Genomic DNA, 24,865 nt, shown 5'->3' with positions numbered 1-24,865 from the left:
ACAGTGACCTGCTGATGCTGGGGCAATACAAGCAGGAAAACGCGCGTCTGCGCGAGCTGCTCGGCTCGCCGCTGCGTCAGGATGAGCACAAAATGGTGACCCAGGTGATCTCCACCGGCACCGATCCTTACACCGATCAGGTGATCATCGATAAAGGCAGCGTCAACGGCGTGTATGAAGGCCAGCCGGTGATCAGCGATAAAGGCGTGGTCGGCCAGGTGGTGGCGGTAGGGCAGATGACCAGCCGCGTGCTGCTGATCTGCGATGCCTCGCACGCCCTGCCGATTCAGGTGCTGCGTAACGATATTCGCGTCATCGCCGCCGGTAACGGCTGCAGCGAAGATCTGCAGCTGGAGCATCTGCCGGGCAATACGGATATTCGCGTCGGTGATGTGCTGGTGACGTCGGGCCTGGGCGGACGCTTCCCGGAAGGGTATCCGGTCGGCGTGGTGTCGTCAGTGAAAGTGGATACGCAGCGTGCCTATACCGTGATTCAGGCGCGTCCGACCGCCGGTCTGCAGCGTCTGCGCTACCTGCTGCTGCTGTGGGGTGCGGATAAGAACGGCGACATGCCGATGGCACCGGATGAAGTGCATCGCGTGGCCAACGAGCGCCTGATGCAGATGATGCCGCAGGTGCTGCCGCCCGCGGGCGAAATGGGGCCGCCGGCACCCGCCATGATGCAACAAAATCAGCAGATGGGGCCGCCACAGCCCGCCGCCAGCAGCCGTTCGCAGGGTAATCCGGCGAACTCGCGCGGAGGCCAGCCTTGAGTCGATATCGCAGCCAGGGGCGTTGGGTGATCTGGCTGTCCTTCCTTGTTGCGCTTATCCTGCAAATCATGCCGTGGCCGGATCAGATTTACATGTTCCGGCCATCGTGGCTATTGCTGATCCTGATCTACTGGGTGCTGGCGCTGCCGCACCGGGTCAATGTGGGCACCGGCTTTTTCCTCGGCGCCATTATGGATCTGGTCGCCGGCTCAACGCTGGGCGTGCGTGCGCTGGCGTTCAGCATTATCGCCTATCTGGTGGCCTTTAAATTTCAGCTATTCCGTAATCTGGCGTTGTGGCAGCAGGCATTAATGGTTATGGTGCTGTCGCTGGCGGTTGATGTGATTGTTTTCTGGGCAGAATTTCTGGTCATCAACGTCTCCTTCCGCCCGGAAATCTTCTGGAGTAGCGTGGTCGACGGTATCCTGTGGCCCTGGCTATTCTTACTGATGAGAAAGATTCGCCGTCAGTTTGCTGTGCAATAAGGAATACAATGATAACCCTCTACCTGGCTTCCGGCTCACCGCGTCGGCGCGAGCTGTTAACGCAGCTTGGCCTGCAGTTTGAGCGCCTGATTACCGATGTTGAAGAGCAGCGTCAGCCGGGCGAAGCGGCGGAGTCTTATGTGCGGCGTCTGGCCAGCGATAAGGCGCGGGCCGGCGTGCAGATAGCACCGCAGGATCTGCCGGTGCTGGGCGCTGACACCATCGTGGTGCTAAATGGCGAAGTGCTGGAGAAACCGCGCGATGCGGCGCATGCCGCGCAGATGCTGGGTAAACTGGCCGGGCAAACTCATCAGGTCATGACGGCCGTGGCGCTGGCCGATGCGCAGGGCGAGCTGGATTGCCTGGTGACCACAGACGTGACATTCCGCACTATCACGGCAGAGGAAATTTCGCACTATATCGCCAGCGGCGAGCCGATGGATAAAGCCGGCGCGTACGGTATTCAGGGCCTGGGCGGCAACTTTGTGCGCCGCATCAATGGAAGTTATCACGCCGTAGTGGGATTGCCGCTGGTGGAAACCAGCGAACTGCTGAGCCATTTTCAGTCGCTGCGTGCGTTAAGGGGACAAGATGACGGCTGAACTGCTGGTAAATGTGACACCTTCTGAAACCCGTGTTGCCTATATTGACGGCGGCATTCTGCAGGAAATCCATATTGAGCGCGAAGCGCGGCGCGGTATTGTCGGCAATATCTACAAAGGGCGCGTCAGCCGGGTACTGCCGGGCATGCAGGCGGCGTTTGTCGATATCGGCATGGACAAAGCGGCCTTTCTGCACGCCTCGGACATCATGCCGCACACCGAATGCGTGGCGGGTGATGAGAAGAAGAACTTTATCGTGCGCGATATTGCCGAGCTGGTGCGTCAGGGACAGGATTTAATGGTGCAGGTGGTGAAAGATCCGCTCGGCACCAAAGGGGCACGCCTCACCACCGATATCACGCTGCCGTCGCGCTACCTGGTCTTCATGCCGGGGGCTTCGCACGTGGGCGTCTCACAGCGCATTGAAAGCGAAGCCGAACGTGAGCGGCTGAAAGCGGTGGTTGCCGCTTACTGTGACGATCTCGGCGGCTTTATTATTCGTACCGCCGCAGAAGGCATTGGCGCAGAAGAGCTGGCGCAGGACGCGGCATTTTTAAAGCGCCTGTGGACCAAAGTCAGCGAGCGTAAGAAGCGCAACCAGACGCGCTGCCTGCTGTACGGCGAGCTGGCGCTGGCGCAGCGCGTGCTGCGCGATTTCGCCGGCGCAGCGCTGGATCGCATTCGCGTCGATTCGCGCCTGACCTGCGATCTGCTGGTGGAATTTACCAGCGAATATATTCCGGAGATGGCCAGCAAGCTGGAGCTGTACAACGGCAAGCAGCCGATTTTCGATCTCTATGATGTGGAGAACGAGATTCAGCGCTCGCTCGAGCGCAAGGTGGAACTGAAATCTGGCGGTTACCTGATTATCGACCAGACCGAAGCGATGACCACGGTGGACATTAACACCGGTGCGTTTGTCGGCCACCGCAACCTCGACGAAACCATTTTTAATACTAATATCGAAGCCACACAGGCGATTGCGCGCCAGCTGCGGCTGCGTAATCTCGGCGGCATTATCATCATCGACTTTATCGACATGAATAATGACGATCATCGCCGGCGCGTGCTGCACTCGCTGGAGAGCGCGCTGAGCAAAGATCGCGTCAAAACCAGCATCAACGGCTTCTCCGCGCTGGGGCTGGTCGAGATGACGCGCAAACGCACGCGCGAAAGCATTGAGCATGTGCTGTGTGCCGATTGCCCGGTGTGCCAGGGACGCGGTTCGCTGAAGACGGTGGAGACCGTGTGCTATGAAATCATGCGTGAAATCGTCCGCGTCCATCACGCTTACGACTCCGACAGCTTCCTGGTGTACGTGTCACCCGCAGTGGGTGAAGCGCTGAAAAGCGATGAGTCGCACGCGCTGGCCGAAGTGGAAATTTTTGTCGGCAAGCAGGTCAAAGTACAGGTTGAACCGCTCTACACGCAGGAGCAGTTTGACGTCGTCATGATGTAAGTCGTGAGGTTGAACGCCGTAACCCAACGGAAAGCAAGGAGAGGTGTGTGAGGCGGTTGCCGGGGATTTTGTTACTGCTGCTCGCCGCAATCATCGTCATTGTGGCGCTGCTGGTCAGCGGGCTGCGCCTTGTGATGCCGCATCTCAACAGCTATCGCGGCGAGGTGCTGCACACCCTTTCGCGCGTCAGCGGCGTCACCATCGATGCCAGTGAAATTCAGGGAAAATGGGAGAATTTTGGCCCGACCCTGCAGGTGCGCGATCTGCGTATCGACATGGATAAAGATGGCGAGCTACAGATTGGCCGCGTTACGCTGGCGCTCAATGTGTGGCAGTCGCTGCTGCACTGGCGCTGGCAGTTTCGCGATCTCACCTTCTGGCAGCTGCGGCTGGCAACCAACCGTCCGTTGCTCACCAGCGACGAGCAAAAAAATAGCTTCAAACCGGCCCAAATCAACGATCTGTTCTTACGCCAGTTTGACCATTTCGATCTGCGCGACAGCAGCATCCGTTTTCTCACGCCTTCCGGCCAGCATGCCGAACTGGCGATTCCCCGCCTTACCTGGCTGAACGAGGACAACCGCCATCGCGCCGAAGGCGAAGTGAGCCTGTCCAGCTTCACCGGCCAGCACGGCGTGGTGCAGGTACGGCTCGATCTTAACGATACCAACGGGTTACTTAACGACGGCCGCATCTGGATGCAGGCCGATGACGTGGACGTGCGGCCGTGGATTGGCCGCTGGCTGCGTGATAATACCAGCCTGCAAAGCGCGCGTTTCAGCCTGGCCGCGTGGGTCAACCTGCGCGACGGCGAGGTGTATGCAGGCGATCTGCTGCTGAGCAAAGGCGGCGCGCGCTGGCGCGGCGAGCAGGGCGATCATCAGCTGCAGGTGGATGGCCTGACCGCGCATCTGGCGCGCTACCAGAATGGCTGGAGCCTGACGGTGCCGCAAACCCGGCTGATGACTGACGGCGTGGCCTGGGATGCCGGCCATATCGCCCTGCTGTGGAAGCCGGAAGATAAACAGATGATCGGCGCGAACAGTGCAGCGGAAGTGCGGGTGCGTGCCACCCGTCTTGATCTGCAGCGTCTGGCACCGCTGGTGCCGCTGTTTGCGCCGCTCTCACCTACGCTGCTGGACAACTGGCGGGCGCTGCAGCCGCGCGGCTATATCGATGCGCTGGCGCTGGATATTCCGCTGGCGCAGCCGGAGCAGACGCGTTTGCAGGCGCGCTGGCGCGATCTGGCGTGGCAGCACTGGCAGCTTTTGCCGGGCATCAGCAATCTGAGCGGCAGCGCCAGCGGCAGTCTGAACCACGGCCAGCTGGATGTGCAGATGGGCCAGGCGGAAGTGCCGTACGGCGATATGTTCCAGGCGCCGTTACAGATTCAGCAGGTCACCGGCAGGATTAACTGGCTGCGCGATGGCAACGGCCTGACGCTGGATGGCCAGCAGCTGGACGTGCAGGCACGTTCGCTATGGGCGCGCGGCGATTTCCGCTATCAGCAAAATGTCGGTAAAGCACCGCGCCTCGACATTCTTGCCGGGATTCGCGTCACCGACGCCGGTGATGCGTGGCGCTACTTCCCTGAGCCGCTGATGGGCCACGATCTGACGCAGTATCTCAGCGAAGCGGTCAAAGGCGGCCAGGTGGAGAATGCCACGCTGCTGTTTGCCGGCGATCCGCGTCTGTTCCCGTTTAAGCACCACGACGGCATGTTTGAAGTGGCCGTGCCGGTGCGCAATGCCACCTTTCAGTTCCAGCCAGGCTGGCCGGCGCTGCAAAATCTCGATATCGACCTCGATTTTATCAACGACGGTCTGTGGATGAAGGCGGCGCAAACCCGACTGGGCGCGGTGGACGCGCGCAACGTCAGTGCGGTAATCCCGGATTACCTGAAAGAGAAGCTGATCATTGACGGTGATTTGAGCGGCGAAGGTAAAGATATCGCCGACTATTTCGCCCGCACGCCGCTCAAATCCACGCTGGGTGCGGCGCTGGAGCAGCTGCAGATTGGCGGCAACGTGCGTGGTTCGCTCAACCTGGATATTCCGCTGGATGGGGAACTGGTGCACGCCAGCGGTAACGTGGTGCTGAATAACAACAGCCTGCACATTAAGCCGCTCAACACCACGCTGAAAAACCTGACCGGACGTTTCCGCTACAACAACGGAAACCTGGAGAGTGAAGAGCTGCAGGCCAACTGGTTCGGTCAGCCCACCGGCGTGCGTTTCACCACCACGGAAAATCCCGATGATTTTGGCGTTAACGTCAAACTGCTGGGCGACTGGCAGCCGGCAAAACTGGCCATGCTGCCTGCCAGTGTAAGCAGTAAGCTGGGCGGCAGTCTGGCGTGGCAGGGCAATGTCGACATCACGCTGCCGCATCAGGGTGGGGCGCGCTACAAGGTTGATATCAATGGTGACGGCAAGACAGTGAGCAGCCACTTACCTCCACCACTGGATAAAGAGGCCGGTGAGGCACTGCCCATCGCCATTAATGCCAGCGGCGATTTGCACAGTTTTAACCTCAGCGGCAGCGTGCGTGAGCACCATCGCTTTAACAGCCGCTGGCTGCTGGAGCCGCAGCTGCGCGTCGATCGCGGTATCTGGCTGAATGATGCCAAAAGCACGCCGGCGCTACCGGATCGGCGCGGGATGGTGCTTAATCTGCCGGCGCTGGACGGCGAAGCCTGGCTGGGGCTGATGACCGGCACGACGGGTTCACGCAATGCGCAGGGCGAGACGGACATCGGCGGCGCACTGCTGCCGGGCGATGTGACGTTGCGCACTCCGGCCCTGACGCTCGGCGGCCAGCAGTGGCACGATGTTAATGCCACGGTGACTCAGGGCGCGGGCGGCAGCACGCAACTGCAGCTGGAGAGCCGCGAAGCGCGCGGCAGCCTGCGAACTGCACAACACGCGCCGTGGCAAATCGACCTGAGCTATCTTTATTACAATCCGCAATGGAGTGACGACGAAGCGGGCAAGGCCTCCTCGCCGTTCAGCGGGGACAGCGGCATTGATTTCCGCAGCTGGCCAGCGCTGCAGCTCAACTGCGCTGAGTGCTGGCTGCGCGGGCAGAAGTTCGGCCACATCCAGGCCAGGCTCCAGCCGCAGGGAGAGACGTTAGCACTCACTAACGGCAGCGTCGATACCGGCAGCTCGAAGCTCAATGTCGCGGGTGAATGGGTGAACAAAGCGGGCGAGCAGCGCACCTCGTTAAAAGGCAGCCTGAGCGGCAAAAATATCAATGATGCCACCAACTGGTTTGGCATGAACACGCCGCTGCGCGATGCGCCGTTTAAAATTGATTATGACCTGCACTGGCGCTCCGCACCGTGGCAGCCTTCAGAAAAGACGCTGAGCGGCACGCTGAAAACCCACTTCGGCAAAGGGCAGATTGCGGATGTGAACACCGGTCGTGCCGGACAGTTGTTGCGGCTGGTGAGCTTCGATGCCCTGCTGCGTAAGCTGCGCTTCGATTTTAGCGATACCTTTAATGAAGGTTTCTGGTTTGATTCGATCAACGGCACGGCGTGGATTGAAAACGGCGTGATGCGCACCGATAACCTGCTGGTAGATGGCCTCGAAGCGGATATCGCCATGCAGGGCAAAATAGATCTGGTGCAGCGGCAAATCGACATGGAAGCGGTGGTGGCACCGGAGATCGGTGCCTCGGTTGGCGTGGCCACCGCGTTTGTGATTAACCCGGTGGTCGGCGCGGCGGTTTTTGCCGCCAGCAAGGTGCTGGCTCCGTTGTGGAATAAGATTTCGCTGCTGCGCTATCACATCAGCGGACCGCTGGATAAGCCGGAAATCAATGAAGTGCTGCGCAAACCGCGCGAAGCCGATAAGAAGTGAATTTGACGCCGTCGGGGAATTGCCGCAGGCTATGACTATCCGAGCACATAATGAGTGAGAAACGATGACTCTGAATCTGGTAAGTGAGCAGTTACTAGCTGCGAACAGCATTAATCAGCAGGACCTTTTTTCCCTGTTAGGGCAGCTTTCAGAACGTCGTCTGGACTATGCCGATCTCTATTTTCAGTCCAGCTTCCATGAATCCTGGGTGCTGGAAGACAAAATCATTAAAGATGGCTCTTATCATATCGATCAGGGCGTGGGCGTCCGCGCGGTAAGCGGCGAGAAAACCGGTTTTGCCTATGCCGATCAAATCAGCCTCAACGCCCTGCGCCAGTCGTCCGAAGCGGCGCGCAGTATCGTGCGCGAGCAGGGCAACGGTAAAGCGCACGCGCTCTCCGCGGTGCTTAACCGTTCGCTGTACGCCCCGGTCAATCCGCTGGACAGCCTGACGCGCGAAGACAAAATCGCGCTGCTGCACCGGGTTGATAAAGTGGCACGCGCCGCCGATCCGCGCGTGCAGGAAGTGAATGCCAGCCTGAGCGGCGTCTACGAGCAGGTGCTGGTTGCCGCCACCGACGGTACGCTGGCGGCGGATATTCGTCCGCTGGTGCGCCTGTCCATTAGCGTTCAGGTGGAAGATCAGGGTAAACGCGAGCGCGGCGCCAGCGGCGGCGGTGCGCGTACCGGCTACGAATTCTTCCTTGCCGATGAGAGCGGTGATGTACGGGCCGATGCCTGGGCGCGCGAAGCGGTGCGCATGGCGCTGGTTAACCTGTCTGCCGTCGCGGCACCAGCCGGTACGCTGCCAGTGGTGCTGGGTGCGGGCTGGCCAGGCGTGCTGCTGCACGAAGCGGTGGGCCACGGTCTGGAAGGGGATTTCAACCGCCGCGAGACTTCCGTCTTCAGCGGTAAGATGGGCCAGCTGGTGGCGTCCGAACTCTGCACCGTGGTTGACGACGGTACCCTTCAAGGGCTGCGTGGTTCGCTGGCGGTGGATGATGAAGGCGTGCCGGGACAGTACAACGTGCTGATCGAAAACGGCGTGCTGAAAGGCTATATGCAGGACAAGCTCAATGCGCGTCTGATGGGCGTGCCGCCTACCGGTAACGGGCGTCGTGAATCCTATGCGCACCTGCCGATGCCGCGCATGACCAACACCTATATGCTGGCAGGCAAATCGACGCCGCAGGAGATCATTGAGAGTGTGGAGTATGGTCTGTATGCCCCTAACTTTGGCGGCGGCCAGGTCGATATCACCTCCGGCAAGTTTGTGTTCTCGACCTCCGAGGCTTATCTGATCGAGAACGGCAAAGTCACCAAACCGGTGAAAGGCGCTACGCTGATCGGCTCCGGCATTGAGGCGATGCAGCAGATTTCCATGGTCGGGAACGATCTGGCGCTGGATAAGGGCGTCGGCGTGTGCGGTAAAGAGGGCCAGAGCGTGCCGGTCGGCGTAGGTCAGCCCACGCTGAAGCTGGATAAAATTACCGTGGGCGGAACAGCTTAAGGTTCATGCTGGTGCGCATCAGTGCGCACCCTGTCAAAACCGCGCAATGGGTTTGTACAATGCTTGTCAGTTATGAGTAAACAGCACGCACACTTTGGTAGCGGCGCAATTTATTGCGCGAAGCATGGATGGGAACGGTGCTGCTAGTAGTACGCGCGATTAATCGCGCTGCTACGAAATCTGCGGTAATTGAATTTGGTACTTAACTGATCGGCATTACGCAATTGTTTTGTCAGGTCACCCTTCGTGGTGACCTGGCATGCATAACTGCCCCGCATTTTCCCGTATGCGCCCTTCAGGCCGACCACACCAGCGCCAGACGGCGGCTAACTTTTGCGGTGCTGCTGATACTGCCTCGCCACCTGCCTGAAATACTCGGTCAGATAATTGATACACACCTGCACCTTGAGCGGCAGCTTATCCTTCTCGGTATAGACGGCATACACCGGGCGCGGCTCCGAGTGATACTGCGGGAACAAAATATCGATCTCTCCGGCGTTAATCTCATCAATCACCCACATCAGCGGCACATAGGCGATACCGCAGCCCGCTTTCAGCCAGCGAATCAGCGTCTGAGAATCATTGGTGACAAAACGGCCCTGCGGCGTCAGGCGCGTCACCTGGCCTTCCGGCGCCACCAGCTCGAAGGTGTTATCCGGGCGCACGCTGTACTCCAGCCAGGAAAAGTTGTCGATTTCAGCCGGCTTTTCCGGCGTGCCGTGCTGGGCCAGGTAGCTCTTCGCCGCGCATACCACCATCGGCATGGCGCCCAGCCGGCGCGAGAACAGGTTGGAATCCTGCAACTCACCGACGCGTATCACCACATCCAGCCCGTTAGCAATCAGGTCCGGCGCCGGTATGCCGGTCATCAGGTTGACGCTCAGTCCCGGATATTCGTGCAGCATCTCGCTGGTCATGGCGGAGAGGACATTTTGCGCCATGGTGGTTGAGCAGCCGATGCGTAAAATCCCGATCGGCGTGTTGTTGAAGGCGTACAGCTGTTCGTGCACCTGCGAGGCCTCTGCCAGCATGCGGCGGCAGCCCTGATAATAAATCTTACCGGCTTCGGTCAGGCCCAGACTGCGGGTGCTGCGGTTAAGCAGCTTCACCTGCAGCTCATCTTCCAGTCTGGCAACAATCTGGCTGATTGACGAGACGCTGAGCTGCAGCTGGCGTGCGGCGGCGGTAAATGAGCCCAATTCAACCACTTTGGCGAAAATGGACATGCCTTTGAGTCGTTCCATTGTTTACTCTGGCTAAAAAGTGATTTAGCTCACAATATGTAGAAAACGTATAGTCAAGCGCGTTACTATACGCACGCTGGGTCTCTTCACCGCACCTGAACACGGCAGTGTTTACCCGATGATACGCTATGATTAGCTCAACGCGGCCTGAATGTTGTCATCAGATTATCCGTCACCCCACTATCATCAACCCGACGTGCCAGAGGGCATGAGGGCAGGTATCGGTGCAATCCGGCAAGGTCGAACTAAGGAACCGAAATGAGTGTGCTTCCGGTATTTGTCGTATTCGGGCTGTCTTTTCCGCCCATCTTCATTGAACTACTGGTTTCGCTGGCGCTGTTCTGGCTGGTGAAACGCGTGCTGACGCCCAGCGGGATTTACGATCTGGTGTGGCACCCGGCACTTTTTAACACAGCGCTGTATTGCTGTGTGTTTTACCTTGTATCCCGTCTATTCGTCTGAGGTTTTAAGTGAAAGCGCTAATAAGAAAAATCGCGCGTTACGCCATTACGCTCCTGCTGGTTATCATCGCTGTTGTTATCATCTTCCGCGCCTGGGTGTTCTATACCGAGTCGCCGTGGACGCGTGACGCCAAATTCTCCGCCGATGTGGTGGCGATCTCCCCGGACGTGACCGGACTGATCACCGACGTCCCGGTACACGACAACCAGCTGGTGAAAAAAGGCGATACGCTGTTTATCGTCGACCGTCCGCGCTATCAGAAAGCGCTGGATGAGGCGCAGGCGGATGTCGAATATTACCAGGCGCTGGTCAGCGAAAAACGCCGTGAAGCGGCGCGCCGTAACCAGCTCGGTACCAGCGCGATGTCGCGTGAAGCCATTGAGCAGTCGAACAGCGACCTGCAGACCAGCGAACATCAGCTGGCCAAAGCGGTGGCGACGCGCGATCTGGCGGTGATCGACCTCGATCGCACCACCATCAAAGCGCCGTCCGACGGCTGGGTCACCAACCTCAACGTCTATCAGGGTGAATTCATCACGCGCGGCTCGGTGGCCGTGGCGCTGGTGCAGCAGCACTCGTTCTACGTGCTGGCCTACATGGAAGAGACCAAGCTGGATGGCGTGCGTCCCGGCTTCCGCGCGGAAATTACTCCGCTGGGCAGCAACACGGTGCTGCGCGGCACGGTTGACAGTATCGCGGCTGGCGTGACCAACAGCAGCAGCAGCGTCGACAGCAAAGGCATGGCCACCGTGGACTCCAACCTCGAGTGGGTGCGTCTGGCGCAGCGCGTGCCGGTGCGTATTCGCCTTGACGATCAGCCCGGCAACCGCTTCCCGGCCGGCACCACCGCTACTGTGGTGATCACCGGTGACAAAGACCGCCAGACCAAAGTGTCGCCGATGGCGCAGCTGTTCAACCGCCTGCGTGAGTTTGGTTAAGCGGGGGCGATATGATTGAGTTTTTGCGTTTCCCGGTAAAGCTGACCTTCGCGCTGGTGGCAGCGCTGATGATTGGCTTTCACTTCAATCTGGAAACGCCGCGCTGGGCGGTGATGACCGCCGGCATCGTGGCTGGCGGCACCGCCTTTGCCGCGGGCGGCGATCCTTATTCTGGCGCGCTGCGCTACCGTGGCGTTCTGCGTATTATCGGCACCTTTATCGGCTGTATCGCGGCACTCACCATCATGATTGCGACGGTGCGCGCGCCGGTGGTGATGCTGCTGCTGTGCTGCCTGTGGGCCGGCATGTGCGTCTGGCTCTCATCGCTGATTAAAGTCGAAAACTCCTATGCGCTGGGCCTCGCCGGTTACACCGCGCTGATCATCGTGGTGACCGCGGATGCCAGCGGCGGCCTGACGCTGGCGCCGCAGTTCGCCGTGGAGCGCTGCAGCGAAATTGTGCTCGGTATCCTGTGCGCCATTCTCGCCGACATGCTGTTCTCTCCGCGCTCGATCAAGAAAGTGATTGATGCGGAAGTGGATGCGCTGCTGGTAGCGCACTACCGCCTGCTGCAGCTGTGCGTGGCGCACGAGGATAAAGAGGAAGTCGACAAAGCCTGGAGCGCGCTGGTGCGCCGCACGACCGCGCTCAACGGTATGCGCAGTCAGCTGCTGATGGAGTCGTCGCGCTGGAGCAACACCAGCCGCCGGCTGCAAATGCTCAACACGCTATCGCTGACGCTGATTACTCAGGCCGCTGAGACCTTCCTGATTCAGAATTCGCGCCCGGATTACATCCCGCCGCAGTATCGTCTGCTGATTGAAAAAGAGGTAACCAGCGTCAGTGACGTACATAAGCGCATGAAGCTGATGCGCCGCGTTATCGGCGTCAGCAGTAAAAGCGTGCCGTTTACCCTGGCCAGCTGGGTCGGCGCAGCAACCGAATATCTGCTGCTGATCAATGGCGTCAAAAGTAACAGCCGTATCACCACGCTGGAGGAGAGCATTCTGCAGCGTGAAGTGGTGATCCAGGCGCGTTCAGCGGAGACGCATCATGCGATGATCAATGGCGTGCGCACTTTTGTCGCCACCGCGCTCGGTTCGCTGTTCTGGCTGTATACCGGCTGGACTTCCGGCAGCGGCTGCATGGTGATGCTGGCGGTGATTACCGCGCTGGCGATGCGTATGCCGAATCCGCTGATGATGGCGAAAGACTTCTTCTACGGCATGGCCTTTGCGGTGCCGCTGGGCATGCTCTACTTCATCTGGGTATTGCCGGGCACCCAGCAAAGTGCCTTGCTGTTGTGTATCGCGATTGGCGCACTCGGCTTTATCGGCGGCATCTTTGTACAGCGGCGGCAGATTGGTACGCTGGGCGCGCTGATCGGCACCATCAACGTGCTGGTGCTGGATAACCCGATGAAGTTTGAGTTCAACGTGTTTCTCGACAACGCGCTCGGTCAGTGGATTGGCAGCTTTGTGGCGATGATGGTGATTTTGCTGATTCGTGACAAATCCAAAGCCCGCACCGGACGCAAGCTGCTGAATCGCTTTATGTATGCTGCGGTGGCCGCGCTGACCACCAATCAGGCGCGTCGGCGTGAGAACCATTTACCGGCGCTTTATCAGCAGCTGTTCCTGCTGCTTAATCTGTTCCCGGGCGATATCGACAAATACCGCATTGCGCTCACGCTGATTATTGGTCATCAGCGCCTGCGCAACGCGGAGGTACCGGTCAATGCCGATCTGTCGGCGTATCACCGCCAGCTGCGCGCCACCGCCGACCGCATTATTGCGGCCAGCAGCGATGATAAACGGCGCTACTACTTTGAGCGCCTGCTGCAGGAGCTGGACGTTTATCAGCAGAAGCTGCAGCACTATGCCGCCCCGGCCAGCGTGACGGAACCGGTGAAACGGCTGTCGATGATGCTGGATAAGTACCAGAACACCCTCATCCAAATCTGAAACTGGCCGCTGCCTGGCGCAGCGGCTGGCCTGATGCCACGCTGACCCTCATTGCCCGATTATTGCCATCTATACTTTCCTGACAGGATGCTCACTGACAGGAGAATAACGATGTCCACTTCCCTGCAACAACACGAACTGTTCAACACTGGCTACTTCGCTGACGGCCAGTGGCACACCGCCAGCAGCACCTTTGATGTCACCAATCCGGCCACCGGCGAGGTACTGGCGCAGGTGGCGAAAGCCGGCAAGGCTGAAACCGAACAGGCGATTGCCGCCGCACAGCGCGCTTTTCCGGCTTGGCGCGACAAAACCGCCAAACAGCGCAGCGAAATCCTTTATCGCTGGTACCAGCTGATCATTGAGCACAAAAGCTGGCTGGGCCAGCTGATGACCGCCGAGCAGGGCAAACCGCTAAAGGAAGCCGAGGGGGAAGTAGAGTACGCCGCCAGCTTTATTCAATGGTTTGCCGAGCAGGCGAAGCGCGCCAACGGCGAAATTATCCCGCCGGCCAAAGCCGGTTCACGCATTCTGGCGACGCGCGAGCCGATTGGCGTGGTCGCTGCCATCACGCCGTGGAATTTCCCGATGGCGATGCTGACGCGCAAACTCGGCCCGGCGCTGGCGGCCGGCTGCACCGGCATCATCAAGCCGGCCAATAACACCCCGCTCAGCGCCTTTGCGCTGGTGGCGCTGGCACAAAAGGCGGGCGTGCCGGACGGCGTGCTGAACGCGGTAGCCGGCGACACGCACGCTATCAGCGACGCCATTATGGCTTCCCGCGCGGTGCGTAAAATCTCCTTTACCGGTTCCACCGCGGTGGGGAAAACGCTGATGCGGAACGCGGCCGAAACCATGAAGAAAGTCTCGATGGAGCTGGGCGGCAACGCGCCCTATATCGTCTTTGACGATGCCGATATCGACGCGGCGGTGCAGGGGGCTATCGCCAACAAATTCCGCAACGCCGGCCAGGTGTGCGTCAGCGTTAACCGCTTCTATATCCACAACGCAATATACGACCGCTTTGTGCATCAGCTGGCTGAGGCGGTGGGCAAAATGAAAGTGGGCAATGGCGTGGAGCCGGGCGTGGTGGTCGGGCCGCTGATTGAGGCGTCCGCGGTGGAGAAAGTGGAAGAGCATGTCAAAGATGCGCTGAGCAAAGGCGGGAAACTGCTGGTGGGCGGCGAGCGCCATCCGCTGGGCGGCAACTTCTGGCAGCCGACGGTGATTGCCGATGCGCATGAAGAGATGCAGCTGGCGCAGGAAGAGACCTTCGGTCCGGTGGCCGCCTGCTTCCGCTTTGACGATGAAGCTGAGGTGATCGCGCGCGCCAACAATACCGAATACGGTCTGGCGGCTTACTTCTATACGCAGAATCTGCAGCGCGTGTTCCGCGTTTCGGCGGCGCTGGAAGCCGGCATGATTGGAATCAATGAGTGCGCGGTCTCGACCGAGCTGGCACCGTTTGGCGGCGTGAAAGAGTCCGGACTGGGACGCGAAGGATCGGTGCTGGGCATGGAAGAGTATCTGGAAGTCAAAGCGCTGCACCTCGGCGGTCTGGCGTAGCGAGAGGATGTCACCATGAGAACCGAGCGTTTCGACTTCAATGAAATCGTCGATCAGGCTCATTTCTACCGTCAGTTTTGCGAACGTTTCGCGCTGGCGGATCGCACCATTCACGATCTGGACGATCTGTGGGAAATGATCATCGGCGAGCAGATCCCGTTGCCGCTGGAAATTGCGTTCATCAATCTGGGGAAAGGGCAGAAACGCCGCTATGGTGCGCTGATATTGCTATTCGATGAGGCAGAAGAGGAGCTGGAAGGCCAGCTCCGCTTTAATGTTCAGTAGCACAACCAAAAAGGGCCCCGGCAGGCGGGGCCAAAGGGTTCGTCAGAATTGACGAGGAATTATTTGTACAGCTCTGCAGTCAGGTGATAGCTGTCACCGGTGCGCGCTTCAATCACTTTATACGCGCTGGCACCCTGCTCATCGGCTTTCTGAGAAAGCTGAGCGCGGTAATCCATAGGTGAGCCGCCTGTTCCGCTAACGGTAATGGTCTGGCCGGTAGATTGCAGATTCTGCGCGGATTCATCCGTTACCAGTTGGGCAGCTGAAGCGCCAAAAGCGAACAGAGAAAGCAGCGTAGCGGTTGCGATGGTTGTTTTGATTTTCATAATTCGTCTCCTCATTAGAATCAACAACCTGCGGCACGAAGAGGGTAAGCGGGTCGTCGATCTTCTCCCGGCGACTGCATAACGCCGGATCGATAGTTAAAGTTTATTTGTACAGTTCAGCCGTCACGTGGAAGGTGTTGTCCTGATTATTCTCAATGATGCGGTAATGGCTCGCACCCTGAGCATCGGCTTTCTGGGACAGTTCCTGACGGATATTGGTCTGGTCGCCGTCGACGCCGCTCACGCTAATGGTCTGATTCAGCGGCTGCAGATTTTCAGCCTGGGTGTTGGTTACCAGGGTGGCAGCACTGGCGCCAAAAGACAGAACGGAAGCCAGACTCAGTACAGCAATAGATAATTTGGTTTTCATGATTCACTCTCCTGAAATGGGGTGGGCAACCTGAGAGGCAAACGCCTCTCAAACGGGTCGCCGTTCACACTGCATCTTGTTCCGGCAAACTTATTTATAAAGTTCCGCGGTTGCGTGGTAGCTGTTGTCGTTATAAGCCTCAACAACGCGATAGGCTTTAGCACCTTGCGCTTCAGCTTTGGCGTTCAGCTGCTGATGGATATCCATCGGTGAGCCGCCAATGCCGCTGACGCTAATGGTGCCGACCGGCTGCAGGTTTGCTGCCTGTTCGGCGTTGATAGAATCTGCGGCGAAAGCACCAAATGACAGGGCAGATAGAACACTCAGGGTGGCGATAGTAGTTTTAACGTTCATGGTATTTTTCCTCGTCTTCTGTTTTTCTCTTTTTGATTTCGTGTGATTTGCATCACGAAAAGAAGTATAGATCTAATCACCCATGAAATTAATATCCCGCTAATAATGATTGGTTGTAATTCTTTATCCTTATGGCACATTTTTATAACGCAAAGTTATTAAAACCGCCTGGATCTTAACCAGGAGGGTGTATTTCCATGCAAAAACAATGATCTGCATCAAATTATCTTTTTGTGCGAAACAATGTGGTTGATCAAGCTGGCTGTGCGCTAAAAGCAAGAGATAACCGCTAAGCACTAATTGTAAAGCAGCGTAAAATAGCGCAAAGGGTTAAACAGGCGAAAAGGTCGTACCAATAATTTCGCGCATTGAGAACCCGGCGGAATATGGCTAAGCAGTTATTTTGTAAGGTGTTGGCGGTAAAACAGCGGGAGAAGCGCGGGCGGGCAGGCAAGGTTACCGGCAGGTGAACCGCCGGTAACAGACAGGGTTTTATAGTTCCTGTTCGAATAACACCAGCACGGCGTCATGCAGCTGTTTCACCGTAAAGGCGCGCGCTGGCGTAATAAAGATGGTGTCGTCACCGGCGATGGTGCCGAGAATGCCTTCGGCTTTGCCGAGGGAGTCGAGCAAGCGGGCGATCAGCTGGGCCGCGCCTGGGCTGGTATGAATCACTACCAGCGCATCGTTATAGTCGATATCCAGCACCAGATTCTTCAGCGGGCTGGTGGTGGTGGGCACGCCCAGTTCGGCAGGCAGGCAGTACACCATCTCCATTTTGGCGTTACGCGTGCGCACCGCGCCAAACTTGGTCAGCATACGAGAAACTTTTGACTGGTTGATGTTGCCGAAGCCGTCTTCCTGCAGCGCCTGGACAATTTCGCCCTGAGAGCTGAACTTTTCTTCTTTCAGTAAGGCTTTGAACGCCTTTATCAGATCGTCTTGTTTAGATGGGTTTCGCATAAGCTACCAATAAAAGAGGGTTGCAGCAGGCAACAGGCCCGTCGCAGATAAATTATTATGCATTTAGATGAATTTTTATGCAATAAGCGGATGCGTGAATTCACGGCATGCGCGTGTGGGGCGGGCATGATAACAGAGTTTTATCCTGCACCAAAATCGCGCGCTGGCGCGCAAAGCGAAGGTTGCAAAGTTGTTATATTATTGAAGTGGTAACAACAAAACGATGATCATTGCCGTCCATAGTCTTCTGGCTGCGACTGGATCATTCAGGCGACTTCTGAAGTGGAGATGTCTCGGGAGCCGATTGCGGCGTAATGTTATTGCGCGACAGGTGTGTCGCTATCGCCTGAGAAGTTGATTAAACTCGTAACCTGATGGATTTCCGGCATATCTCTGCCCCACCTTAATAAGGAGTTCAGGATGAAAGTTGCCGTTCTCGGTGCAGCTGGTGGTATTGGCCAGGCACTCGCTCTGCTGCTCAAGACCCAATTACCCGCAGGTTCAGCCCTCTCACTGTATGACATTGCCCCGGTGACGCCAGGCGTCGCGGTTGATCTCAGCCACATTCCTACCGCCGTGAAAGTTGAAGGGTTCAGTGGCGAAGATGCGACGCCGGCTCTGCACGGCGCCGATGTGGTGCTGATCTCGGCCGGTGTGGCACGCAAACCTGGCATGGACCGCGCCGATCTGTTTAACGTCAACGCCGGTATCGTGCGTAACCTGATTGAACAGGTGGCGACCACCGCGCCAAAAGCGCTGATTGGCGTCATCACTAACCCGGTAAATACCACGGTGGCGATTGCCGCCGAAGTGCTGAAAAAAGCCGGTGTGTACGATAAAAACCGTCTGTTTGGCGTCTCAACGCTGGATGTGATTCGCGCCAACACCTTTGTCGCTGCCCTGAAGGGCAAACAGCCTACGGAGATTGAAGTGCCGGTGGTCGGCGGGCATTCAGGCGTGACCATTCTGCCGTTGCTGTCGCAGGTTAAAGGCGTCAGCTTCAGCGAGCAGGAGATCGCCGACCTGACGAAACGTATTCAGAATGCCGGTACCGAAGTGGTGGAAGCCAAAGCCGGTGGCGGCTCGGCGACGCTGTCGATGGGCCAGGCGGCTGCGCGCTTTGGTCTGTCGCTGATTCGTGCACTGCAGGGCGAAGCCAATGTCGTAGAGTGCGCCTATGTGGAAGGCGACGGCGAGTACGCGCGCTTCTTCTCGCAGCCGCTGCTGCTGGGCAAAAACGGTATCGCCGAACGCCGTCCGCTCGGGCCGCTCAGTGATTTCGAACAGCAGGCGCTTAACGGCATGCTGGAGACGCTGAAAAAAGATATCGCGCAGGGCGAAGAGTTTGTGAAGTAACTCGCGCGTAAAGAAAAAACGCCCGGCGCATGCCGGGCGTTTTGTTTTACAGGCCTCCGGATTTGAAGGTCCGGCTGGCAGTCGAACCGTTGCTGGCCGGCGTTTTGCGCCCCAGCGTTTCCATGCGAACCTGGAACGGCGGGAACGGCATCTCAATGCCATGCTCTTCAAAGCCGCGCAGAATCAGCTGATGCAGCTCATGACGCAGCGGCATACGATGACCCATCTCCGCCGCGTGCACGCGCAGCTCAAACAGCTGAATGCCCTGCTGCAGATCCACCAGGAACACATCCGGCGCCGGCATATCCAGTACGTAGGTGCAGCGATCTGCCGCCTGCTTCAGGATGGTCGTCACCTCTTCGCTGTTAACGTGGGCCGGTGCCGGAATGGTCAGCACCACGCGCGTCACCGAATCCGACAGCGACCAGTTGACGAACTGCTCGGTGATAAAGGCCTTGTTCGGCACGATAATCTCTTTGCGGTCCCAGTCCGTAATGGTGGTGGCGCGGGTGTTGATGCGGGTGATGCTGCCGGTCAAATCGCGAATGGTCACGGTATCGCCGATACGAATTGGTTTCTCAAACAGGATGATCAGGCCGGAGATAAAGTTGGCAAAGATCTCCTGCATCCCAAAGCCCAGCCCCAGACCCAGCGCCGCTACCAGCCACTGCAGTTTTGACCACTCCACGCCAATAATCGAAAAGCCAATCAGACCGCCGACCAGCATCAGCGCGTATTTGGTCAGGGTGGTAATGGCGTAACCGGTACCGGGCGACAGGCTGAGGTGTTGCAGCAGCGCCAGCTCCAGCAGCGCCGGCATGTTGCGCACCAGCTGGGTGGTAATGATAAAGATCAGGATGGCGATCAGCACGGCACCCAGCGTAATGGGCTGTACGCTCTCGACGCCCTGCACCGTGGTGCTGGCATCCCACAGCGGAATGTTGTCGAGGAAGCTGAACGCGGAGTGAATCTCAGACCACAGCACAATCACCGACACCAGCGCAATCAGCGTCAGAATCGAGCGGACCAGCCGCAACGACTGCGCGCTGATCGCATCCAGATCGATAATCGGCTCTTCGACTTCCACGGTATCGGTGCTGACGGCAGACTGCTGCTCTTTTTCCTCTTCGCTGCGCGCGCGGTTGGCCAGCATATCGGCACGACGCTGGCGCGCGCGGTCAAAGGCGATGCGGCGGCGCTGAATCAGCATCCAGCGGCGAATGATGTGGTAAATCACCAGCAGGAAGAACCAGATGCCGACCGAGGTTTCCAGGCGCGCCAGCAGCGCCTGCGCGGTGGCCAGATAGCCAATGCAGGAGGCCAGCGCCGCCACCAGCGGAATGGCGATCATCAGGTTCCACAGAATCCGGTTAACGAAGTTGTCGCCGTCGCCCTCTTTATCTAAATAGAGCGGGATACCGGCGCGTTTCAGGCTGACGGTGACAATGCTCAGCGCCCCGCAGATCAGAATAAAGCACAGGCGCCCCAGCGTGGCGGAGAACTGCGGATCGTCGAGGTTGGCGAAAGCAATCAGCAGCATAATCAGCGGTACGATCAGGCCGACCGTCAGCGAGTAATAACGCATGGCGCGCGCGACCCGCGCCTGCGGCCAGCGGAAGTGCACGACAAACAGGCCGTCAGGACGGGCAAACGCCGCGCTGATCATGAACGCCCACAGCAGCGGCAGGGTGGCAGTGATGCCATCGCCAATCGCCACGGCAAACGGGTAAGGCCAGGCGTGCTGCAGGCCAAAGCCGAGCGCGGCCCACAGCACCGGCAGCGGCACCGCGACCAGAATCGACCAGAAGACGGTGCGCAGCGTCAGGCTGAAGCGGTCCTGCGTTACTTTCCCCACGCGGCTGGCCGCGCGCGCCATAAAGGCGTTGTAGTGACGACGCGTGCTGATGCTAAAGCCCACCAGCAGAATGGCACCAATAATCGGCAGCACCGTTTCGCGGTTAGTGAACATCATCGCCAGCGCTTTGCCTAGCTGGCCCAGCGTGTCCAGCGACAGCAGGCGCGTCAGGTCGGTGGCCACATCCAGCGGATATTTCAGGCCAACCGGGCTGACGTCGGCGGTCCAGAACAGATAGCGGTGCGTCGCCTCTTTGACTTCACTCAGCGCGTCCTGCAGCTGCGTATTGGAAACCTTCAGCTTGGTAATTTCCAGAATCAGCGTGTCGCAGCCGGAAATCAGTGAGTTCAGCAGTTCACGCTGGGTTTTCAGCTGGGCATCCAGAATGCGCGTCTGTTCACTGGTGAACGGCGTGCCGTCCGCCTGTTTCTCTTTGCGCAGCGCCTGCTGGCGCTCCAGCAGGTCTTCATAATGCAGCCGCTGCACGCGCAGCTGGCCCATTTCACTGTCGATCTGCTGGGATTTCGGCATCTCCGGCAGGCGCGCCACCTGCGCGCGCAGCGCTTCTCCCAGCAGGTTCGACACGCCCAGCCACTGTGACTGCTCGCGCAGCGTGCTCAGCGCCTGTCGCACCTGCAATGTCTGATTGGTGGCGAGACGCTGCTGCGAGGCCACCAGATCCATACGCTGCGCCTGCTGATTCAGATCGGCGGAGAGCTCGCGGTTAACGCGGAACTGATCGCTGATGGAGGCCGGCAAATCGCCGCTGTTTTCCGCCAGCTGTTCGGTGCGCTCCAGCGCCAGTTCGGCTTCGCGCTGACGCTGGTTATTGAGCTGATTGCGCAGCGCCTGCAGATAGTTATCCAGCTGGGTGGCTTTGCGCTGATGCACTTCCGCGCGCATGCGCGCCAGCTCCTGACGGTTATTGGCGGACAGCTGCGCCAGCTCCAGCTCATCTACCCGCGCTTTACTGGCAGCGCTCTCGGTCTGACGCGCATAAATCTGCGCCTGTGCCAGCGGGGTAGCGGCAGCCGCCACGCCCTGTGCACGCCGTTCGCTTTCGGTCATGGCGCGCCGCGCATCGGTCTGCTGCTGCGGCAGCTGCGACAGAGAATCGCTGATTTCGCGGGCGCGATCCTGCTCCTGCTGCGCCTGGCGGCTCTCCTCCAGCAGCTGGCTGCTAACCTGCAGGATCTCCTGATCCAGCTCGGCATTGCTCATGTTGCTGCGCACTGGCTTGCTGCTGTCGGTCAGCGTGGCGATTTGCTGACGTAGCTCGCGCGCCAGCCGCGGGAAATCATCGATCACCTGCTGATACTGTTTCGCCCGTTCCAGCGAGTCGTCGCGTTCGGACAGAAAGTTAATTGCTGCTTCCAGCGCCTGCACCTGTTCGGCCTGGCTGGGCGAGCTTTTCGCGGATTTCGCCGTTTCCAGATCCTGTTTCAGCTGGCTGGCGGGTGGAACGGTGGCGGCAAAGACGGTGCTGCTGAGCACCAGGCTCAGCAGCAGAAAAAGAGAGGCGCGCACGGCGGTGTTTCCCGGAATTAGTCGATGAGCGGAGCGCTGTCGCCGGGCTGCGGCAGGGCGATAGCCAGCGGCTGACCCAGGCGGGTTTTGCTTTCGGCTTCAAGGCTTTCAGCCAGCTTGACGCGGTTCGGCGCGAACAGGTTGATCACCGTCGAGCCCAGCTTAAAGCGGCCCATCTCCTGACCTTTCAGCAGCACGACCGCGCCATCATGATCGGCCGATGGGTAGCGCCAGCGTTTGATCACCCCTTCGCGCGGCGGCGTCACGGTGCCGGCCCAGACGGTTTCGATGCTGCCGACGATGGTGGCGCCCACGAGGATCTGCACCATCGGGCCGTGATCGGTATCGAATACGCAGATCACGCGTTCGTTACGGGCAAACAGGTTCGGGATGTTGCGCGCGGTCAGCGGGTTAACCGAGTAGAGATCGCCCGGCACGTAGATCATTTCGCGCAGGATGCCGTTACACGGCATGTGCACGCGGTGGTAGTCGCGCGGCGCAAGGTAAGTGGTAACGAACTCACCGTCGACAAATTTTTCCGCCAGATCGTCATTGCCGGCCAGCAGCGCCTGCAGCGAGTAGGTGTGGCCTTTGGCCTGGAAGATCTGATCGCCAGCAATACGGCCCAGCTGGCTGATGGCGCCATCGGCTGGCAAGGCCAGCAGCGAAGCGTCCGGATCGATAGGGCGCGCACCCTCTTTTAACGGGCGTACAAAGAAGTCATTAAAGGTGCGGTAGCTGCCGGTGTGCGGCTTGCTGGCTTCCGCCATATCCACTTTGTAGAACCAGACAAAAATGTCGATGACCGCTTTGGTCAGCCAGCCAGCGCGGCGGCTGGCGCCCCAACCGGCGAGTTCGGTCAGCGCTTTTTTAGGCAGAATGTGATTCAGGCCGAGTTTAAAACGATCAAACACCGTTGCCTCCTGGCTTAATAACGTTTGGTTTACACAAAAGGGGGCGGATTGTAGCAGCGCCCCGGTCAGTTGGCGAATGTGCCGTTGTACCCGTTAATCTTCGCTGGCGGAAAAGTTTTTACGCGTTTTTACTTGCGCCATGCTCTCCAGAATACGGTGGTAGTTATCGAAGCGTGAAATGTCGATGATCCCGTTCTCCACCGCTTCGCGGATGGCGCAGCCAGGGTCGTTGTCGTGCTTGCAGTCACGGAACTTGCAACCGCCGAGAAATTCACGGAATTCGACAAATCCCTGGGTAATTTGTTCCGGCTCCAGATGCCACAAACCGAACTCGCGCACGCCAGGCGAATCGATGACATCGCCGCCGTGCGGGAAGTGATACAGCCGTGAGGCGGTGGTGGTGTGCTGGCCGAGGCCGGACACGTCCGACACATCATTGGTCAGGATCTCATCGCCTGCCAGGTCGAGGCCGAGCAGGTTGTTCAGCAGGCTGGATTTCCCCACGCCCGACTGACCGGCAAAAATGCTGACCCGGCCGGTGAGCGCCGCTTCCAGATCCTTCAGTCCATCTTTGGCGCGGCTCGACACCATCAGTACGCGATAGCCAATGTGGCGATAGATATCCATCTGCTCATCGACAAACGCCCGCGCGTCGTCATCCAGCAGATCGGTTTTATTCAGTACCAGCAGCGGCTCCACGCCGAGCGTTTCGCTGGCCACCAGATAGCGATCGATAATGTTCAGCGACAGCTCTGGCAGGATCGCCGACACAATAATGATCTGATCAATGTTAGCGGCGATCGGTTTCACGCCGTCATAGAAGTCCGGGCGCGTCAGCACCGTCTGGCGCGGGTGCACGGCTTCAACAATACCTTTGCCACCGTTTTCGCCGGCGGCGCGCCACACTACGCGGTCACCGGTGACCAGCGAGCGAATAGTGCGGCGAATATTACAGCGATGCACCTCGCCGGCGCTGTCTTCCACATCCGCGTGCATGCCAAAGCGGCTGATTACTACGCCCTCAGAGGCTTCACCAAACAGGCTGTCGTCCGGTTCCGGCTTTTCGTTCCGTTGCTGCAGACGACGCTGATGGTTGGCGCTGACGCGACGTTGTTGACCCTTCGACAATTTATTTTTGCTCACGCATCCTCTCACGCTTTCGCCAGGCTTCGCCCCGCTGGGCAAAACGTCTATGATACACCTTAATTCAGGCTAATGACGACTTTGGCAACAGGCGGGAAATGCATGACAGCGGGAAATGAAAACAATCTGATTTGGATCGACCTGGAAATGACCGGACTGGATCCGGAGCGCGATCGCATTATTGAGATCGCCACCATTGTAACGGACGCCAACCTCAACATTCTGGCCGAAGGGCCGGTACTGGCGGTGCATCAGTCCGATGCGCAGCTGGCGCTGATGGATGACTGGAACGTGCGCACCCACACCAATAGCGGCCTGGTTGCGCGCGTGAAGGCCAGCCAGCATGACGATCGTGCGGCGGAGCAGGCGACGATTGCGTTTCTGCAGCAGTGGGTTCCGGCCAACACCTCACCGATTTGCGGCAACAGCATTGGTCAGGATCGCCGCTTCCTGTTTAAGTACATGCCGGCGCTGGAAGCCTATTTCCACTACCGCTATCTCGATGTCAGCACGCTGAAAGAGCTGGCGCGCCGCTGGAAGCCAGAGATTCTGCCAGGCTTTAAAAAGGCCGGTACGCATCAGGCGCTGGACGACATTCGTGAGTCCATTGCCGAGCTGGCCTACTACCGCGAGCACTTCCTGCAGCTGTAAATCAACGCGGGTGCGCAGGAAAGCAGCAGTTTGCCGATTAAAACAGCAAACGCGCGCAAAGCGCAAAATTTTGCTTTGCAACGCTTGCGGCGGGAAGGATTTCTCGTATAATGCGCACCCCGTACCGGTGAAGAATTTACAGCAGGTACGGAGCAGTAAAAGTAACAAATGTTCTGAATCAGGTAGTTCAGTTGCGCTAAAGCGGTCAACGCCGCAGCAGATTGAAAGACAATGATGCGGGAATAGCTCAGT

22 protein-coding genes are annotated in these 24,865 nt (G+C 58.6%); 13 read left to right on the top strand and 9 right to left on the bottom strand.

Annotation, left to right across the window (positions count from 1 at the left end; all coding sequences use genetic code 11):
* The 6 genes from mreC to tldD form a co-directional block, all read left to right on the top strand.
* A partial coding sequence (mreC, locus tag ERD80_RS01160; RefSeq protein WP_136545553.1) for a rod shape-determining protein MreC occupies positions 1 to 773 on the top strand: 773 nt, incomplete at its 5' end.
* Complete coding sequence (mreD, locus tag ERD80_RS01155) at positions 770 to 1,258, top strand: rod shape-determining protein MreD (protein WP_031279826.1); 489 nt, start codon at positions 770 to 772, stop codon at positions 1,256 to 1,258. The genes mreC and mreD, both read left to right, overlap by 4 nt.
* Positions 1,259 to 1,266: 8 nt before the next feature.
* On the top strand, positions 1,267 to 1,860 hold the full coding sequence (locus ERD80_RS01150; protein WP_058775723.1) for a Maf family protein: 594 nt from the start codon (positions 1,267 to 1,269) through the stop codon (positions 1,858 to 1,860).
* A complete protein-coding gene (gene rng / locus ERD80_RS01145) occupies positions 1,850 to 3,319 on the top strand; it encodes a ribonuclease G (RefSeq protein WP_021508149.1) in 1,470 nt (489 codons plus the stop codon). The genes ERD80_RS01150 and rng overlap by 11 nt, the downstream gene beginning before the upstream one ends.
* 47 nt (positions 3,320 to 3,366) lie before the next feature.
* Positions 3,367 to 7,185 (top strand): AsmA2 domain-containing protein YhdP, encoded by a 3,819-nt coding sequence (yhdP, locus tag ERD80_RS01140; RefSeq protein ID WP_136545552.1) that lies wholly within the window; start codon positions 3,367 to 3,369, stop codon positions 7,183 to 7,185.
* Between the two features lie 64 nt (positions 7,186 to 7,249).
* Entirely contained in the window at positions 7,250 to 8,695 is a 1,446-nt protein-coding gene (gene tldD, locus ERD80_RS01135; RefSeq protein WP_136545551.1) for a metalloprotease TldD, read from the top strand.
* 326 nt (positions 8,696 to 9,021) lie between these two features.
* Here the strand turns inward: tldD and aaeR are convergent, their stop codons facing one another.
* A complete protein-coding gene (aaeR, locus tag ERD80_RS01130) occupies positions 9,022 to 9,939 on the bottom strand; it encodes an HTH-type transcriptional activator AaeR (protein WP_031279824.1) in 918 nt (305 codons plus the stop codon).
* Between the two features lie 258 nt (positions 9,940 to 10,197).
* Here aaeR and aaeX point away from each other — a divergent pair, with 258 nt between their 5' ends.
* The 5 genes from aaeX (at position 10,198) to ERD80_RS01105 (ending at position 15,154) form a co-directional block, all read left to right on the top strand.
* The gene (aaeX, locus tag ERD80_RS01125; RefSeq protein WP_021508145.1) at positions 10,198 to 10,401 is read left to right on the top strand and encodes a p-hydroxybenzoic acid efflux pump operon protein AaeX; all 204 of its coding nucleotides are present in this window, start codon (positions 10,198 to 10,200) and stop codon (positions 10,399 to 10,401) included.
* Positions 10,402 to 10,409: 8 nt separating this feature from the next.
* Complete coding sequence (gene aaeA / locus ERD80_RS01120) at positions 10,410 to 11,339, top strand: p-hydroxybenzoic acid efflux pump subunit AaeA (protein ID WP_058759877.1); 930 nt, start codon at positions 10,410 to 10,412, stop codon at positions 11,337 to 11,339.
* Between the two features lie 11 nt (positions 11,340 to 11,350).
* Positions 11,351 to 13,303, top strand: a complete 1,953-nt coding sequence (gene aaeB, locus ERD80_RS01115; protein WP_021508143.1) for a p-hydroxybenzoic acid efflux pump subunit AaeB — start codon at positions 11,351 to 11,353, stop codon at positions 13,301 to 13,303.
* A 111-nt stretch (positions 13,304 to 13,414) separates the two neighbouring features.
* Positions 13,415 to 14,869 (top strand): NAD-dependent succinate-semialdehyde dehydrogenase, encoded by a 1,455-nt coding sequence (locus ERD80_RS01110; protein WP_136545550.1) that lies wholly within the window; start codon positions 13,415 to 13,417, stop codon positions 14,867 to 14,869.
* Positions 14,870 to 14,884: 15 nt separating this feature from the next.
* Entirely contained in the window at positions 14,885 to 15,154 is a 270-nt protein-coding gene (locus ERD80_RS01105; RefSeq protein ID WP_021508141.1) for a hypothetical protein, read from the top strand.
* Positions 15,155 to 15,213: 59 nt separating this feature from the next.
* On the opposite strand, the gene yhcN (ERD80_RS01100) is transcribed toward ERD80_RS01105, so the two are convergent.
* From yhcN (ERD80_RS01100) to argR, 4 genes are all read right to left on the bottom strand, one after another.
* The gene (gene yhcN / locus ERD80_RS01100; protein ID WP_021508140.1) at positions 15,214 to 15,480 is read right to left on the bottom strand and encodes a peroxide/acid stress response protein YhcN; all 267 of its coding nucleotides are present in this window, start codon (positions 15,478 to 15,480) and stop codon (positions 15,214 to 15,216) included.
* Between the two features lie 103 nt (positions 15,481 to 15,583).
* Positions 15,584 to 15,850, bottom strand: a complete 267-nt coding sequence (locus tag ERD80_RS01095; RefSeq protein ID WP_021508139.1) for a YdgH/BhsA/McbA-like domain containing protein — start codon at positions 15,848 to 15,850, stop codon at positions 15,584 to 15,586.
* 90 nt (positions 15,851 to 15,940) lie between these two features.
* Positions 15,941 to 16,204 (bottom strand): peroxide/acid stress response protein YhcN, encoded by a 264-nt coding sequence (yhcN, locus tag ERD80_RS01090; RefSeq protein ID WP_021508138.1) that lies wholly within the window; start codon positions 16,202 to 16,204, stop codon positions 15,941 to 15,943.
* Positions 16,205 to 16,696: 492 nt separating this feature from the next.
* Complete coding sequence (gene argR, locus ERD80_RS01085) at positions 16,697 to 17,167, bottom strand: transcriptional regulator ArgR (RefSeq protein WP_058771465.1); 471 nt, start codon at positions 17,165 to 17,167, stop codon at positions 16,697 to 16,699.
* Between the two features lie 420 nt (positions 17,168 to 17,587).
* On the opposite strand from argR, the gene mdh reads away from it, so the two are divergent.
* Entirely contained in the window at positions 17,588 to 18,523 is a 936-nt protein-coding gene (gene mdh, locus ERD80_RS01080) for a malate dehydrogenase (protein WP_021508136.1), read from the top strand.
* Positions 18,524 to 18,569: 46 nt separating this feature from the next.
* On the opposite strand, the gene mscM is transcribed toward mdh, so the two are convergent.
* From mscM to rsgA, 3 genes are all read right to left on the bottom strand, one after another.
* Positions 18,570 to 21,905 carry a miniconductance mechanosensitive channel MscM gene (gene mscM / locus ERD80_RS01075; protein WP_058771346.1) on the bottom strand — a complete coding sequence of 1,112 codons (3,336 nt, stop codon included), beginning with the start codon at positions 21,903 to 21,905 and terminating at the stop codon, positions 18,570 to 18,572.
* Between the two features lie 17 nt (positions 21,906 to 21,922).
* Entirely contained in the window at positions 21,923 to 22,819 is an 897-nt protein-coding gene (asd, locus tag ERD80_RS01070; RefSeq protein ID WP_021508134.1) for an archaetidylserine decarboxylase, read from the bottom strand.
* A gap of 93 nt (positions 22,820 to 22,912) precedes the next feature.
* Positions 22,913 to 23,962 (bottom strand): small ribosomal subunit biogenesis GTPase RsgA, encoded by a 1,050-nt coding sequence (gene rsgA, locus ERD80_RS01065; RefSeq protein ID WP_031279822.1) that lies wholly within the window; start codon positions 23,960 to 23,962, stop codon positions 22,913 to 22,915.
* A gap of 102 nt (positions 23,963 to 24,064) precedes the next feature.
* Between rsgA and orn the strand changes: the two genes are divergently transcribed.
* Entirely contained in the window at positions 24,065 to 24,613 is a 549-nt protein-coding gene (orn, locus tag ERD80_RS01060) for an oligoribonuclease (RefSeq protein ID WP_058759872.1), read from the top strand.
* On the opposite strand, the gene ERD80_RS22605 is transcribed toward orn, so the two are convergent.
* On the bottom strand, positions 24,586 to 24,865 hold a 280-nt coding region (locus ERD80_RS22605), incomplete at its 5' end, for a hypothetical protein (protein ID WP_211145552.1). The genes orn and ERD80_RS22605 overlap by 28 nt on opposite strands.

The organism is Pantoea sp. R102, from assembly GCF_004916815.1.
Classification (GTDB): Bacteria; Pseudomonadota; Gammaproteobacteria; order Enterobacterales; family Enterobacteriaceae; genus Pantoea; species Pantoea dispersa.
Note: the sequence above shows the minus strand (reverse complement) of the source record. Positions and strands in the feature narration are given on the sequence as shown.